This is a genomic window from Denitrobacterium detoxificans (assembly GCF_015062615.1).
In the GTDB taxonomy this organism is placed as follows: Bacteria; Actinomycetota; Coriobacteriia; order Coriobacteriales; family Eggerthellaceae; genus Denitrobacterium; species Denitrobacterium detoxificans_A.
In genome coordinates, this window is record NZ_SUUH01000005.1 from 33411 (window position 1) to 48380 (window position 14970).

Annotated in this window: 11 protein-coding genes and 1 tRNA gene; 3 read left to right on the plus strand and 9 right to left on the minus strand. The window is 59.9% G+C overall.

The window, feature by feature from the left end:
• The first annotated feature begins 7 nt into the window (after positions 1–7).
• Positions 8–83 (plus strand) — tRNA-Arg (locus E7002_RS07090).
• A 285-nt stretch (positions 84–368) separates the two neighbouring features.
• Complete coding sequence (gene aldA, locus E7002_RS07095; RefSeq protein ID WP_066663753.1) at positions 369–1802, plus strand: aldehyde dehydrogenase; 1434 nt, start codon at positions 369–371, stop codon at positions 1800–1802.
• A 93-nt stretch (positions 1803–1895) separates the two neighbouring features.
• Here the strand turns inward: aldA and E7002_RS07100 are convergent, their stop codons facing one another.
• From E7002_RS07100 to E7002_RS07120, 5 genes are all read right to left on the minus strand, one after another.
• Positions 1896–2912 carry a GIY-YIG nuclease family protein gene (locus E7002_RS07100; protein ID WP_303728167.1) on the minus strand — a complete coding sequence of 339 codons (1017 nt, stop codon included), beginning with the start codon at positions 2910–2912 and terminating at the stop codon, positions 1896–1898.
• Positions 2913–2978: 66 nt separating this feature from the next.
• Positions 2979–3692, minus strand: a complete 714-nt coding sequence (locus tag E7002_RS07105; RefSeq protein WP_303728168.1) for an ABC transporter ATP-binding protein — start codon at positions 3690–3692, stop codon at positions 2979–2981.
• Positions 3693–4550, minus strand: a complete 858-nt coding sequence (locus E7002_RS07110) for an ABC transporter permease (RefSeq protein ID WP_303728169.1) — start codon at positions 4548–4550, stop codon at positions 3693–3695.
• 50 nt (positions 4551–4600) lie between these two features.
• On the minus strand, positions 4601–5452 hold the full coding sequence (gene modA / locus E7002_RS07115) for a molybdate ABC transporter substrate-binding protein (RefSeq protein WP_303728170.1): 852 nt from the start codon (positions 5450–5452) through the stop codon (positions 4601–4603).
• 156 nt (positions 5453–5608) lie between these two features.
• Positions 5609–6490, minus strand: a complete 882-nt coding sequence (locus E7002_RS07120) for a LysR family transcriptional regulator (protein ID WP_303728171.1) — start codon at positions 6488–6490, stop codon at positions 5609–5611.
• A 217-nt stretch (positions 6491–6707) separates the two neighbouring features.
• Here E7002_RS07120 and E7002_RS07125 point away from each other — a divergent pair, with 217 nt between their 5' ends.
• Entirely contained in the window at positions 6708–7616 is a 909-nt protein-coding gene (locus E7002_RS07125) for a DMT family transporter (protein ID WP_303728172.1), read from the plus strand.
• Between the two features lie 920 nt (positions 7617–8536).
• Here the strand turns inward: E7002_RS07125 and pknB are convergent.
• Genes pknB through E7002_RS07145 form a run of 4 tightly spaced genes read right to left on the minus strand, consistent with a single transcriptional unit; the run spans position 8537 to position 14966 of the window.
• Positions 8537–10495 (minus strand): Stk1 family PASTA domain-containing Ser/Thr kinase, encoded by a 1959-nt coding sequence (gene pknB / locus E7002_RS07130; protein WP_369692498.1) that lies wholly within the window; start codon positions 10493–10495, stop codon positions 8537–8539.
• A 60-nt stretch (positions 10496–10555) separates the two neighbouring features.
• Positions 10556–13321, minus strand: coding sequence for an FtsW/RodA/SpoVE family cell cycle protein (locus tag E7002_RS07135; RefSeq protein ID WP_303728173.1), 2766 nt, complete (start codon positions 13319–13321; stop codon positions 10556–10558).
• Entirely contained in the window at positions 13321–14553 is a 1233-nt protein-coding gene (locus E7002_RS07140; RefSeq protein ID WP_303728174.1) for a Stp1/IreP family PP2C-type Ser/Thr phosphatase, read from the minus strand. The genes E7002_RS07135 and E7002_RS07140 overlap by 1 nt, the downstream gene beginning before the upstream one ends.
• Positions 14553–14966 (minus strand): FHA domain-containing protein, encoded by a 414-nt coding sequence (locus E7002_RS07145; RefSeq protein ID WP_066663719.1) that lies wholly within the window; start codon positions 14964–14966, stop codon positions 14553–14555. The genes E7002_RS07140 and E7002_RS07145 overlap by 1 nt, the downstream gene beginning before the upstream one ends.
• Between the last annotated feature and the right edge of the window lie 4 nt (positions 14967–14970).

Sequence of the window (14970 nt, forward strand, 5' to 3'; positions counted from 1 at the left end):
CTTGTGCGCCTCCGTAGCTCAGGGGATAGAGCACCGCTCTCCTAAAGCGGGTGTCGTACGTTCGAATCGTATCGGGGGCACCAGGAATACAAAGGCCGAGCGCTTTGCGCCCGGCCTTTTCTGTTGCGTGGTCCTGTTATGCTCGACGAGGAGTGTGTTCGATCGCTAGGGCGTGCGTTTTTCCGGAAAATGAAACACAGGATCGAGCAAAAGCCTCTCACGGAGCGATACGAATTTGTAAGAATCGGTTCAGCAGTGTTTAACGATAATGGATGAAGATGGTTTCAGGTCGACGTCGTGGGCCGAAGAGAAATCGGTCTGCGTGTTCGGATAGAAGGCTCCATTCGCAAACTCTAGGAGGTTCTTTCATGAAACAGTACCAGCTCTTCATCAATGGCGCGTTTGTGCCGAATGGCTCGCGCGAGATGGCCGATGTCATCAACCCGGCCACCGAAGAGGTTATCGGCCAGGTGCCGAAGGCTACCGAAGCCGATGTGGCCGCCGCCGTAGACGCCGCCTACGAAGCCCAGAAATCCTGGGGCAAGCTTCCCGCCGTGGAACGTGCGAACTATCTGTTCGAGCTTGCACAGCTGGTTGAGGATAACCAGGAGCTCTTTGCCCAGACGAACACCGCCGAAATGGGAAAGCGCATTTGCGAATCGCGCGATGAGGCTGGCTGGCTGGCGGAATATCTGCGCTTCTATGCACGTCAGGCGCGCCATATCAAGGGCGAGATCATCACGTCCGACCGCCCGAACGAGAACATCTTCCTGTACAAGAAGCCCATTGGCGTATGCGCGGGAATCATGCCGTGGAACTTCCCGTTGTTCCTCATTGGCCGCAAGGTGGCCCCTGCGCTGGTTGCGGGCGATACCGTGGTGCTGAAACCCTCCAGCGATTCGCCTATGGGCTGCTATGAATTTGCCAAGCTCGTTGAGCAAAGCTCGCTGCCGGCGGGCGTCATTAACGTGGTTTCGGGTGGCGGCGCCCTGGTGGGCAATGCCCTTTCCGGCAACGAAAAGGTTGCCCTGGTCACCATGACGGGTTCCACGCCCGTGGGCAAGCAGATCATGAAGAACGCCGCCGACCATGTGGCGCGCGTATCGCTGGAACTGGGCGGCAAGGCGCCGGTCATCGTCATGGCCGACTGCGATCTCGATGCCACGATCGAAAACATCTTCAACAGCCGCTTCCTGAACTGCGGCCAGGTTTGCAATGCTGCCGAGCGCGTGTACGTGCAGGCGCCCATTTACGATGAGTTCGTGGCGAAGATGACCGAGCGCATTGCGCGCGCCACGTATGGCGACCCGCTTGATGACAGCGTCGACATGGGCCCCATGGTGAACCGCCGTCAGGTGGAAATCGTTATGGACCTGGTGAATAGCGCCAAGGAAGAGGGCGCGAAGATCGTTGTGGGCGGCAATGCCCCCACCGACAAGAAGGGCTATTGGATGGAGCCCACGCTCATCGTCGACTGCAAGCACGAAATGCGCGTCATGACCGAGGAAATCTTCGGGCCGGTGTTGCCCGTTGCCAAGTTCGAGACGCTCGACGAGGCTATCGAAATGGCAAACGACAGCACGTATGGCCTAACCAGCTCTATTCACACCACCGACCACGATACGGTGATGCGTGCGCTGAACGAAATCAACTTCGGCGAGATTTACGTGAATCGTGAGCACTTCGAAGCGTTCCAGGGCTTCCATGCGGGCGTGCGTCAGTCGGGCCTGGGTGGCGATGACGGCGAGCACGGCCTTGAGGAGTTCCTCGAGACGCACGTTGCCTACGTCGACTGGAAGTAACGGCATAGCTTGCGCATAGCCCGCGAAGCGGTAGCGCTCGAGCGGCGATGCATATGAAGGCGAGGGCCAGCTGCGGTATGCGGCTGGCCCTTTCTATCGCCTCAGCGCGGCGAGTTCGTTTTTCATTTCCGGGGAAACGCGACGGCTTTCGCGAGCCTTCTGGATGGCTTTGTTGTGGGTCCAGGTGTCGAGAGCTCCTCGTTCCAGTACGTCATGTGCGTCGGCGGGCTGCTTCACGATTGCTTCGGCAACGTACCACGCACGCATCATGTCAATGTAGTATTCGCCTGGCTGAACGCCCACGACGGCATCCGTGAAGGCGGGGTCGTACTGTTCGTCGAGAAACCAGCGCATGAGCACGCCGATGCCGAAGCGCGTCATGTATGTCATGCCCTCGCGTTGCCCGCGTTCTATCCAGGAGAGGGCGAGCGCGGCCGTTTGCTCGGGGCGTTTTGCCAGCACGGGCGGGCGCATTTGGTCGCAGGTCGCCCAGTTGTCGACGTGGGGCAGGAAGGCCTCGAGCGCTTCGATAAGGGCGTCGTAGTCCTTCTGGCCGTTCAGCACGAATGCATGCAGCTGGTTTTCCTCGAAGGTGCGATGGGGAAGCGCGTTCAGGAACAGCTCGATGTCGTCGCGCTTGGCGAGCGTTTTTGCGAGCTTCTTGAGATCGGGCGTTCGCACGCCGATGATCCGATCGGGGGTAACGGTTGGCATGAGGGGCGCCATGAACTGGGCATATTTCTTGTCGCGCAGGCTCTGCAGGCTTGATTCGACGTCGTAGGCGATGTCGTTCTGGCGTACGTCGATGTCAAATGCCTCCGCAAGCAGCGCTTCGAAGGGCTGCTCGTTGGTAACCGCTTCGAGCATTCGTTCCTTTTCGGCGCGCGAAAGCTGCTTGAAGTGCCATTCCGCGCTCATGGCCGCATGCCTTGATGCGAAGCGTGCGTATGTTACAAGCTCTACGGGGCGACGGCATTTGGTGTACTTTGCGCCTTGTCCGGCGTTGTGCGTTGCGACGCGAGCGTCAACATCGGTGGAATAACCGCAGTACAGCGTGTCGTCGGCGCAGCGAAGCACGTAGGTAAAGTATGTTGGGGGCTGCTTGGTCATGTGGGTATTGTACCCCGCCGTGCTTGCGCTTCCGCGACGAGGGGCTGCCTGCGTGCAATTGCCGTTTTATTCCATTCCCAGAAATTTTCGAATCTCGGGGGAGTGGTCCTGGTCGAACAGCTCGTTTGCGGGAACAACGCACTGAAGCCGCCCGTTCAGGATGATGCCGACGCGATCGGCGAGCGTTTGCGCTTCGTGAAAGTCGTGCGTTACGAATACGATGGTGCACCCAAACTGGCTGTGAATGCAGCGGAGCATGCGATACATGGCCTGTTTCGTGGTGGGGTCGAGCGCGGAAAAGGGCTCGTCGAGGATGAGAATGTCAGGCTCTAGCACGAGTGCGCGGGCAAGCGCGCATCGCTGCGCTTCGCCGCCGCTGATGATTCCAGGAAGCCGTTCGGCAATGTGTTCAATTTCGAATAGTTCGAGCATTTGGCTCGCGCGTTTGGCTATTTCCTCGCGGGGCACCTTGTGGCGTTTCAGGCCGTATGCAATGTTGTCGCGCACGGTCATGTGCGGGAATAGCGCGTAATCTTGGTACAGGATGCCCAGATGGCGCTGCTGGATGGGCAGGCCATCAACGTCTTTGCCGTCAAGCAGGATGCTGCCGCGTTCGATGGGGTATGCCCCCGCGATGGATTCCATGAGCACGGTTTTCCCCGAGCCCGTTGTTCCCAGGATGGCAAATACCTCGCCTGGTTCAATATGCAGGTCGTCCACGTGCAATGTGAACTCGCCGCGTGTGACCATCAGGTTGTGCACGTCGATAAAGCCGGGCATCTAGTCGTCCTTTCGAGGGCGTTTGCGATTGCTTACGCGGGCGGCGCCAATGGGCTTGGTAAGAACGTTCGATATGACGAGCGTTGCCGCAGATACCACGAGCATGATCATGGCGGTGGCCATGGCCGTGTCGGTGTTGCCCGTGGAAATGGAAAGGTACACGCTGCCAGGCAGGGTTTCGGTGCGCATGCGCGTAACGCCCACCAGCATGAGCGTGGCGCCGAATTCGCCGATGCCGCGTGCCCAGGTGAGCACGAACGTGGAGATGACGGTGTTGCGGCAGAGGGGGAGCAGCACGGTGCGAAATGTCTGAAACGAGCTTGCGCCCAGCGTCTTCGCGATGAACTCCATGCGGGGGTTCACGTCCTTGAAAGCCGTGAGCATCATGCGAATGGAGAAGGGCAGGTTCACGATAAGCTGGGCGAACACAATGCCAACGGGTTGGAATACCACGGCGAACCCAAAGTCTTTCAGCGCTTTGCCCGCAGGGGAGGAAAACATGAGCAGCAGGGCGAAGCCGAGCACGATGTACGGAAGCGACATGGTGAGCTGCATGAGCGTTTCGGCAGCGCGCTTGCACGGCATGTTGGTGCGCGTGAATGCGTACGCCGTTGGCAGCGCGATGAGCAGGCAGAGCGCCGTGGAAATGGTCGATGTTGCAACGCTCATCTGCAGCGAGAAGAGAACTTCCGCCGAAGAGACGGCTTCGGAAAGGTGCGTTACGCCACCTGCGATGATGGTTAGGATGGCGCACCCGATGAAGAGGAGCGGAATGCAAGCGATGGCAATGCACACCGCACTGAAGCGGTCTTTCAGCCGCCCAGCATGCTTTATGGGAGGTTTGTTGCGTTGAATCATGGTTGTGTTTTGGCCGAGGCGCGAGTGGACGCCCCGGCCAAAGGGGAGGCCTATTTGCCGGCCAGTTCGTAGCCGTATTTCTGCCAAATGTCGTTGGCCGTGCTGGTCTGCAGGAATGCGTCAAATGCGTCGGCTGCGTCCTTGTTAGCAACGCTGGTAAGGCGTGCGGCGGGAACGGTTTTCACGTATTTGTCCATGTCGCTCGTTTCCAGGATGGAGGCGCCGTCGGCCTTCACGTTTTCCTTCCACACGATGCCTGCGTCGCCTTCGCCCGACGCCAGTGCCGTGGCGATTTGCGGAGCGGTGGTTGTGGTAGTGATGGCGTTCTTTTCCTGAAGGGCATCCCAGATACCGGCGTCGGTGAGCGCCTTCTGGGCGATCTTGCCGATGGGCGTGGATTCGGGGTCGCCAATGAGCAGCGTGTCGCAGTTCGCCAGGTCGCCCAGTGCGGTAATGCCCTTCGGGTTTGCGGTTGGCACGGCGATAACGGGGATATGCTTTACCAGGTCGGTACTGGTCTCTACGTAATCCGCCACGGGCTTCAATTCGTCGGCGGAGCCAGCGATGAAGTAGTCGCCCTCTTGCGTGGCGGTAATCTGCGTTTGGATCTGCGCAGCATTCGCGAAGGTGATGTTCATCTCGCAGCCCGTTTCGGCTTTGAACGCATCGGCGATTTCCTGGAACGGGTCGGTCATGCCGGCGCCGCAGTAGATGTTCAATGCGCTTCCCGCAAGCGATGCAGTAGTTGCAGCGTTGTCCGTGTTGGCGCTTGCCGTTTCGCTTTGCGTGGACTGCTTGGCGCAGCCAATGAATACGCCACCTGCGGCGAGCGTGAGGGCGGCGACGCCCGAGTATTTGAGTATGTCACGACGTGTGTACTGGTTTGCGAATGATTCTTCCATGTGTGCCTCTCCCAATGTTCAAATATACTCGTATGAGGTTATTCACATACGAGGTTAAACATGGATAAATATATCCCAATATGAGGATAAAATCAGTACGAAATTGATGAATGTGCGCCCTTTTCGGGATGCGCAGAATTGTGCCTGGTTGTAGCTCTATTTGGACTGCTGCGCGCCGATCCAGTTGCGCGTGCATTCAATGAATGCCTTTGCGGCGATGGAAGCCTTTTCGTAGCTGCGTACCGCGATGGCAACCTGGCGCTGCATGGGGATTTCCGGCTCGAGCATGGCTAGGTCGTACGGCATATCGCGCAGGAGCAGCTGGGGGAATAGCCCATAGCCCAGCCCCTGGTTCACCATGGCCATAACGGCATAGTCGTTGTCGATCTCCATTTTCACGTGCGGTTTTACGTTGTGGTTCTCGAAGAGCGCATCCATTTCGGTGTGCGTGTCGTTGCGGACCTTGATGTACGGTTCGCTTTCCATGGCTTCGGTGGGGAAGAAGTCGGCGTTGGCCAGCGGATGGTCCTTTGCCACCACGAAGTACATGGGGTCTTGCGCAAGGGGGATAGTGAAGAAGTGCTTCGACGTGGGCAGCACCAAAAAGCCGCAGTCGTATTCACCGTGCCAGAGGGTTGCTTCTTGCGCGTCCTGCTCCTCGTATACCGCAATGTCGAATTCCACGTTGGGATGGTCTTGCTGAAACTCGCGAATGATGTGGGGGAGCCAGTGAATTGCGATGCTGGCGAAGGCCGAGATGCGCACCGTGCCGCCCTCTACGTGGCGTACGTCGTCAAGGCGTGTCTGGAGGGCGCGTTCGGCGTTGCAGACGTCTTGAACCCAAGGGAGAAGCGCGCGTCCGTCAGGCGTAAGGCGTGCTCCGGCGTGGTCGCGGATGAACAGCGATGTTCCCATTTCGTTTTCGAGGGCGTTGATGATGTAGCTAATGCCAGCCTGGGTGTAGCCCAGTTCTTCCGCGGCCGCCTTGAAGCTGCCCGTTTCGGCTGCTTTTACAAACGCTTCATACTTCTGGTTCATTGTTTGCCCACTTCATATTGGTAAACAAGCACGTCAAGAGGTATATAAGATACTCTTGTATATGCTTAGAATACTCTCGATATACTTTTTTATGCAAGCGCGATAGTATGAGCGTAGCAAGTCGGCGTATAGCGCGTTGCGCGAGCCAAGCATCAGTTGCATATGCAGCAAGCGGGGTAGCCCCTGCTTAGGTTCGTGCGCGCAGGAAGGCAAAGCGGTGTTCAACAAGAGGTGGATATTCATTGGGCTCGTTGTCATGCAGACGGCCATCTACGGGATGGGTAACGTCGTCATGAAGATTGCCTACGAGGGTATTTCTCCCCTGTGGTGCGCTGCCTTGCGCTTTGGTATTGCATTCGCCGTGTTCATGCTCGTGTTTGGGCGCAAGGTTGTCCCTCTGCTGCGTGGTGTCCGCCTAGGCGCCTGGCTGCCTTCGAGCGCCTTCATGGCCGTGAGCTATCTTGCGTGCAGCTTGGCCGTCAACCTTACGAGCGCTACGAATGCTGGCTTCTTCATTGCTCTGCCCATGCTGTTTACGCCTGTGCTGTCGCTTCTCGTGACGGGAAGCAAATTCGGCAAGAGCACGGTGTTTCTGCAGGGCATGGTCATAGCGGGTTTGTATCTGCTGTGCTGCAATGGTGGTGCGCTCCAGTTCGGATGGGGCGAGCTGTTCGGCCTGTTCAGCTCTGCTACGTTTGCCGCTTCCCTGGTGTTTGGCGAACGAGGCCTGGGCGAAGTTGATCCCATTGCCCTTTCCACTGCCCAGATAGGCGTTACGTTCGTTGCCGCTTTGGGCGCTGCTATCGCTTTCGAGTCGATGCCCGTCTTCTCCGCGGTGCCTGTTGCCAGCTGGGCGTCCATCGTCTTCTTGGGGCTGTTCGGAACCTGTTTGGCGTTCTTCCTGCAGAACTTCGCGTTGGCTCATGTGCCTTCCGCGACCGTTTCCGTCATCCTGTGCGCCGAGCCCGTCTTCACCGCTGCTATCAGCGCCGTGGCTCTGGGGGAGGTGCTTACTGGCCTAGGGGTCGCCGGTGCCGCCCTCATCGTGGCCTCCACCGTTGTGGCTTCGCGCCTCGAATCCAAGCCCGCCGCTGAACAGGGGCAGCTTTCCGCCGCTGAAGCCTAGTTCGGTCCCGGGGCCGACCGGCATATGCCCTTCGGGGCACCCGCTCCGCTGCTCGCGTGGGCAAGGCCCCGCACGGGCCTTGCCCTACGCTCGTGCGCTCGCTGGTTCATGTTTTTACTTGCGCTGCCCGGGCCTTCCTTGGCGTTTCGGAAACTGCGTTTCCGCTCCGCCTTCGGAAGGCCCATTTGCAGCGCATTTGTTTGCTTTCACAGTGCCCCTGCGGGCATATCCCGGTCGGCCTAGCGTTCCGGGGTGCTTGTAGCGGATGTAAGCCTCTTGCGGGCGCCTCATGCTTGCTACGAGGTGCGAGGGCGTCATCGCCGTCCCGCAACGATGAGTGCGGCCCTTTGTAAATCTTTATTTGGCTTGCAACCCGTTGGGCTCGCATGTCTTCGTTGTGGTCAATCGGGTTTAAAGGTTTAAACCTTCTCAGCTTCGGCAGCGCGGGCTCCGTGCGGGGTCGTGGCCCTTTCGAGGGGTTGGTTTGCTAACGAGTGTGTACCGTCTCGTGTGGGCATACGCGTTCCAGCAAGACTCTTCGAGTTGCGACTGGCGTTTCGTGTGATGTTGAGGGGATAGCCAATCGTGGCGGGCCCACCCGAATCCGCGCTAGCGCCCGGGCGGCGCCCCTTCCCGAGGGCACTGTGAAAGCCAACCAGAAACGCGCTACGTTCGGGATGGGGCCGTAGAGGGCGGGAAGCGCAGCTTCACGCGTATCTACGCCCCATCCCGAACAGCGCGAAGTGAAAGCATGAACCAGCGAGCGCACGAGCGTAGGCTTCGGCCCGTGTGGGGCCGAAGCCACGCGAGCAGCGGAGCGGGTGCCTCGGGGAGGGACGCCGCCTGTCCGCCCGGGAGCGCATAGATATGAAAAAGGGCCAGCCCCGAAGGACTGACCCGAAAACGAACAAGCCAGAAGACTAGTTGGAACTCGATGAGCTCGAACTGGAAGAGTCGGAGCTACTGGAGTCGCTCGACGACGAGCTGGAACCGCTCGAAGAGGAGCTGGAAGAGCTTGCGGGGCCCGTGCTGACGTAGATGGAGATGGACCCATCGGAGTTCTTCTTCTGGTCGATGACGACGCCCTTGGCAACGGTGCTGCTGGACTGATCGACCACGTGTACGTCAAAGTCGCTCAGCTCGGAAAGCGCTTCCGACTGGGTGAGGCCAATTACGTTGGGGACGGACTGCTGTCCCAGCGATACCACGTAGGTGACCTTGGTGCCCTTTTCGACCTTCGTGCTCTTCGAGGGGTTCTGCGAGATGATGCAACCCTTGGCGACCGTGGTGGAATACTGGGAATCGCTTGCGCTACCCGTAAGGCCAACGGCTTCGAGTGCTTCCTTGGCTTCGGATTCCGTCATGCCGGAAAGATCGGGCACGGAAACGTTCTGAGAGCCCTTGGACAGGTAGTACGTAACGGTGGTGCCCGTGTCTACCTTCGTGCCGGCGGTAACGTCCTGACGGGCTACCGTGCCTTCGGCGGCACTATCGGAGTATTCGGAGGTGCCTTCCTTGGCGGTGAGCCCCAGCTTGCTAAGCGCGGCTTTTGCCTGGTCGGCCGTCATGCCGGAAAGGTCGGGAACTTCGATTTGCTCCTTGCCCTTGGAAACGTTCAGATTCACCGTGGTGCCTTCGGCGGCCTTGGTGCCAGCCGAGGGGTCGGTGGAGACCACGTTACCTGCAGCAACGGTATCGCTGTACACCTCGGTGGTGGTGCCCACTTCGTAGCCAGATGCCTTCAGCGTTACGGCGGCTGCCTGCGCGCTTTGGCCCGTTACGTCGGGAACCGTGCCCTCCTTGTTGCCGGTAATGAGGAACACGGCTGCGGCGATGACCGCAACGACAACAATGAGCAGCAAGGCTACCACGATGTTGCGATTGCGCTTCTTCTTGCGTAGCGCCTCTTCGTCGACCGCCTTCATGGTGCGCGCCGCCTGGGTGGGGGCGCCCGTAGCGCCGTCGACGGCAGGCATGACCTGCGTGCCGTCGGCCATGGGCGGCACGAATGCGCCTGCCATGACATGCGTTGCGTCGGCCATGTTCACCGGGCGACCGGCAAGGTAGTCGTTCAGCGCATGCTTCATGTCGCTTACGGTGGCGAAACGCGCCAGCGGATCCTTTTCCAGGGCGCGCATGATGATCTGCTCCAGGCCAGGGTCGACCTCGGGGTTGATTTCGCTCGGCGGAACGGGATATTCGCTCACCTGCTTCATGGCCACGCTTACGCTGTCGGGACCATCGAAGGGCAGCTTGCCCGTAACGGCCTCGTACATGACCACGCCAAGCGAGTAGATGTCGCTGGCGGGGGTGAGGTCTTTACCCTGTGCCTGTTCAGGCGAAATGTAATGCGCAGTGCCCAGCACGGCAGACGTCTGCTGCTTCATGGAGTTCTTCGCGCGTGCAATACCGAAGTCCATGACCTTCACGTTGCCGTCGGGCTGGACCATGATGTTTTGCGGCTTCACGTCGCGGTGAATGATGTCCTGGTTGTGTGCCACGGAAAGAGCCTGGCACACCTGGGAGCCAATTTCCGCGACCTTGCGCTGGCTAATGGCGCCACGCTGCGTGATGGCCGTCTTCAGGTCGCTGCCGCGCACGTATTCCATGACGATGAAGTACGTATCGCCGTCATGGCCCCAGTCGTACACATTTACGATGTAGGGACTCTGCAGGTTGGCTGCCGATGCAGCTTCCTGGCGGAAACGCTGCGTGAAATCGGCGTCGGCGGCGTATTGGGGGAGCATGACCTTCACCGCAACGACGCGACCGAGTACGCGGTCTTGCGCGCGGTATACTTCCGCCATGCCACCGATGCCAATGCGGTCGGTGAGCTGATAGCGGTTATTGAAGACTCTGCCTACCATGTTTCCGTTCACGTATAAACTCCTTTTGGGCACATGCTAGCGAGATATTACCTTAACGCTAGCATACTCCATTTACAGTGCTCCTTGTACTTTCAAAGCAGTGCTTAACACATTATTTGCTCGCGTTGCAGCATTCGTAGAGCCATCGTTTTCTTCGAGAACAATGGCGATGACGACTTTGCAATCCTCGGTGGGGCCCATGCCGACGAACCAGCTGTTGTCGAGTTCCTTGTCGGTTTGGGCCGTGCCCGTCTTGCCCGCGATGTTCACGCCCGAGATAGCGGCGCCCTTGCCGGTTCCGCTTTCCACAACGCCCTGCAGCACTTCCAGCACGCGATCGGCGGTGCTGGTGGACATGACGTTGGCGTATACGGTGGGCGAGGTTTCGCTCGCCTTCTCGCCTTCGGCGTTGTACACGCTATCTACCAGGTATGGCTGCATGATGGTGCCGCCGTTGGCAATGGCTGCACCCACCATGGCCATCTGCAGGACGGTTGCCTGCGGGCCAGCGGCGCTCTCGTGCTCGCCTACGGGCTGCCCAACTGCGGCCCATGCGGTTTCCCACGTGGTCATTTCGCTGGGGTCGGGCATGAGCGACATGGAGAGCGGAAGCTCGAAGGCGGTGGTGTTGTTGAACCCGTACTGTTCGGCGCTACGCACCAGCAATTCGGGGCCAATCTGAACACCTACCTGGCCAAATACGGTATTGCTGGAGACTTCGGTGGCGCGGGCGAGGGTAATTTCGCCGTAGCTGGTGTCATCGAAGTTGGTAACGGGCGCATTGCCGATGTCCATGCTGCCCGGGGCGTCGTACACGGTGTCCTCGCTGGCGATGCCATTTTGCAGGGCCGTGGCAAGCGTGAGCATCTTGAACGTGGAGCCGGGGGCGTACAACGCCTGGGTGGCACGGTTGTAGAGCGCATCGCTGGAAGACGAATCGGTGCTGTTGGAAAGCAGGCTCTCGAATTCCGCGGCGTCGTAGGTGGGTGAGGAGGCCAGTGCCAGCACGGCGCCCGTTTCGGGGTCGAGCACGACGCAGGCACCCGAATAGCCATCGAGCGCGTCTTGCGCGGCCTGCTGAATCTCGGAATTGATGGTGAGTTTCACATCGTTGCCGCTCGTGGAGATGCCTGCGTAGTTGTTGATGACATCGGTCCAGGTGGCAAAGTCGGTGCTGCCGGAAAGCGTGTCGTTGCAAGCGCTTTCGATGCCGCTCGTGCCGTATTTCGTGCTGGAATAGCCCACCACGTGCGAAGCCAGAACGCCAGCAGGGTAAATGCGCGTGTACGTGCCGTCTTCGTTCTGGATGCTCTGCGCCAGCACCACGCCATCGCTCGTGGAAATGGTGCCGCGTTCGCGCGTGGCTTCCTTGGCCGTGGTGTGGTTGTTCGTGGAAAGGTTCTGATAGTAGTCGGCATTGACTACCATGAGCAGCGTGAGGTTGGCGACCAGCACGGCGAACATGAGGCAGATGACGATCATGAGGCCCGTGAGGCGCTTGCCCAGGGCTACGCGACCCAGCACGCCCGTTTGCGCGTGAGCAGAACCGCCGATGGCGCCGGTCATTTCGCGACCCACGCCCGTGGCCTCGTCGCCGCATTTCAGAAGCATGCCTACGGCGATGAAGCTTGCCAGCAGCGAAGAGCCGCCCTGGCTGATGAAGGGGAGCGTAAGGCCCGTAAGCGGGATGAGACGCGTAACGCCGCTGACGATGATGAATGCCTGAAGCACGATGGAGGCGGTGAGGCCCGTGGCGATGAACGAGCTTACGTCGCTCTTGGCACGTGCGGCGGTCACGATGCCGCGTACGGCGAACGCCACGAATAGCAGCAGCACGCCAGCGGCGCCCAGAAGGCCCGCTTCCTCGCAGATGGCGGCAAAGATGTAGTCGCTTTCCACGACGGGGATCTTGTCGCACAGACCGTTGCCGATGCCCACGCCGAAGATGCCGCCGTCGGCCATGGAGTAGATGGCCTGGCAGAGCTGGTAGCCCGTGCCCTGCGCATCGGCGAAGGGATCGAGCCACGTGCTCACGCGAATCTGCACGTGCGAGAACGCGCTGTAGGCGAACACGCCGCCGATGGCCAGCAGGATGATGGCTACGGCAATGTAGACGCGCTTGCCCGTTGTTACGTAGAGCATGGTAAGGAACACGAAGAAGACGACCAGGGCGCTACCCAGGTCCTTCTCGAAGATGACGACGATGAGCGCCAGGCCCCATACCAATAGCATGGGCAGCAGCGTGCGGATGTCGGGTAGGCGCAGCGGCCCCAGGCGCAGCGTGAAGACGGAGAGCATCTCGCGGTTCGCCGCAAGGTAGCCCGCAAGGAACAAGACGATGAGGATCTTCGCTATTTCGCCAGGCTGGAAGCTGAACGAGCCCAGAGAGAGCCAGATGCGGCTACCGGAGATTTCGGTGCCGACGCCCGGCAGCATAGGCGAGAGCAGCAGTAGTATGCCGAAGATCATGAGCGTGTACTTGTAATTGGCTGTATGATCGATGTTCTTCATGAACACGAGCACGCCAATCATGCACACGATACCCAGGAACAGCCACATGACCTGGCGAATTGCCATATCGGGCGCCAGGCGCGTAATGAAGGCGATGCCAATGCCCGAAAGCGCGAACGCAATGGGCAGGATGGCCGGGTCGGCTGCGGGCGCCCACTTGCGCACGGCCAGATGGGCTATGGCAAAGGAGCCGAATATGCCCAGGGGAACGCCGAGCGTTTCCATGCTGAGCGTTTGGCCCTCGTTCATGACGATCATGGCGTAGAGCAGAATGACGATGGGCGCCGCAATGAGCAGCAGCAGGAGTTCGGTGTTGCGGCGCGTCATTAGGCAACACCCTCTTGGGAATCAGATGCGCTCGCGCTTGCAGTGCTGCTAGCTTCCTCGGTTTCGGAGGTGCCCTCAGCCGATTCGCTCGAGGTGTCTTCCGTGCTTTCGGAAGACTCGCTCGAGGCGCTTGCAGATGCCGCCTTCGATTCCTCGATGTACTCCTCGTAGGTATCGACCAGCTGATTTGCCTTGTCGAGGTTGTCGACGCGAATGACGCCTTCGGAAAGGCGATTGGCTACGCCGGGTTCCAGGTCACTTACTTCCACGCTGGTCACATGGTCGAGATGCGATAGGGAAACGCCCAATACGGAATCGGGCACGCCTTGGTAGACGGCGACCTTGCCGTCCTGCGATGCCAGATAGGCGCATGTTTGCGTGTAATGGTATGCGCCGTAGCAAATGCCCAGCACGGTGGCGAGGATGGCAAGCACGATGACGATCGCCCAGGCACGCCCGCGGCGACGCGTCTTTTTTACGCGCTGCTCTTCGTTGCCTTCCACGTCGACCACCACGACAGTGATGTTGTCTTGCCCGCCTGCGGCGATGGCTTCGTTCACCAAGATGCTGGCGCAACGTTGCGGGTCGCGCGTGCGCATGAGAATAGTCTCGATTTCGCTATCCTCGAGCATGCCCGTAAGGCCGTCGGAACATAGCAGCAGGCGATCGCCCGTGCAGACGTCGAGTTCGTATAGGTCGGGCTGCATGGAGGGGTCGCTGCCCAATGCGCGCGTGATGATGGAGCGCTTGGGGTGGACGCGGGCTTCCTCGGGGGTGATCTCGCCAGCTTCGATCATGTCGGCCATAAGGCTATGGTCGCGCGTGAGCTGTTGCATCTGCCCCTGGTGGAGCAGATATGCTCGGCTGTCGCCTACCTGGGCGATAGCAAGGCGTTCCCCGCGCAGTACGGCGGCTGTCATGGTGGTGCCCATGCCCGAGCGGCCCTTTTCTTGGGCTGCGTTGATGACAGCGTAGTTGGCGGTGATTACGGCGTTGCCCAGCGCTTCCGTGTCGGCTTCGCTGGGAGCCTGCCTGGCCAGCGTGCGAACGGCGATTTCGCTCGCCACTTCGCCAGCGGCATGGCCGCCCATTCCATCGGCCACAGCATAGAGGGGCGGGGCCACGATAAGGCTGTCTTCGTTGTGCTCGCGAACGCAGCCGATATCGGTGCGGCTGCCGAATTTCGCGGAAGGGGCGCGTCGTACCTGCGCCTGAGTGCGTGCGGCCGCCATTATGCGAACCTCGCCCTCATTACCACGTCGCCAATGGTGACCGTGTCCTTGTCGCGCAGGGCGGTGGGCTCGAAGATGCGGTGCCCGTTAACCGTGGTGCCGTTGGTGCTGCCAAGGTCTTCCACGAACAGGTTCTGGCCCATGAGGGTGAAGCGCGCGTGGCGCCCGGAAACGTATCCTGCGCCAATGACGATGTCGGCTCCGGGGTTGCGGCCTACGATAACGGGGCCGTGTACGGCGATTTGCACGCCGCGCAGTTCCTTCGGGCCGCGCTCGACGGCGATCGTCCAGGATTTTTCCTTCTTGCGCTGCCCGCGCACCAGGCCAATGCCCGTTTTCATGATGGCGAACAGGAACAGATACAGGAGCGCCACGAAAAGAAGGCGCCCGACGAGCAGAGTCACGTTGATCAAGGAT

Coding starts and splice junctions, on each gene's coding strand:
- modA (WP_303728170.1), bottom strand. CDS start 5,452: ATGGAAGAATCATTCGCAAACCAGTACACACGTCGTGACATACTCAAA.
- E7002_RS07105 (WP_303728168.1), bottom strand. CDS start 3,692: ATGCCCGGCTTTATCGACGTGCACAACCTGATGGTCACACGCGGCGAG.
- E7002_RS07140 (WP_303728174.1), bottom strand. CDS start 14,553: ATGGCGGCCGCACGCACTCAGGCGCAGGTACGACGCGCCCCTTCCGCG.
- aldA (WP_066663753.1), top strand. CDS start 369: ATGAAACAGTACCAGCTCTTCATCAATGGCGCGTTTGTGCCGAATGGC.
- E7002_RS07110 (WP_303728169.1), bottom strand. CDS start 4,550: ATGATTCAACGCAACAAACCTCCCATAAAGCATGCTGGGCGGCTGAAA.
- E7002_RS07120 (WP_303728171.1), bottom strand. CDS start 6,490: ATGAACCAGAAGTATGAAGCGTTTGTAAAAGCAGCCGAAACGGGCAGC.
- E7002_RS07135 (WP_303728173.1), bottom strand. CDS start 13,321: ATGACGCGCCGCAACACCGAACTCCTGCTGCTGCTCATTGCGGCGCCC.
- E7002_RS07100 (WP_303728167.1), bottom strand. CDS start 2,912: ATGACCAAGCAGCCCCCAACATACTTTACCTACGTGCTTCGCTGCGCC.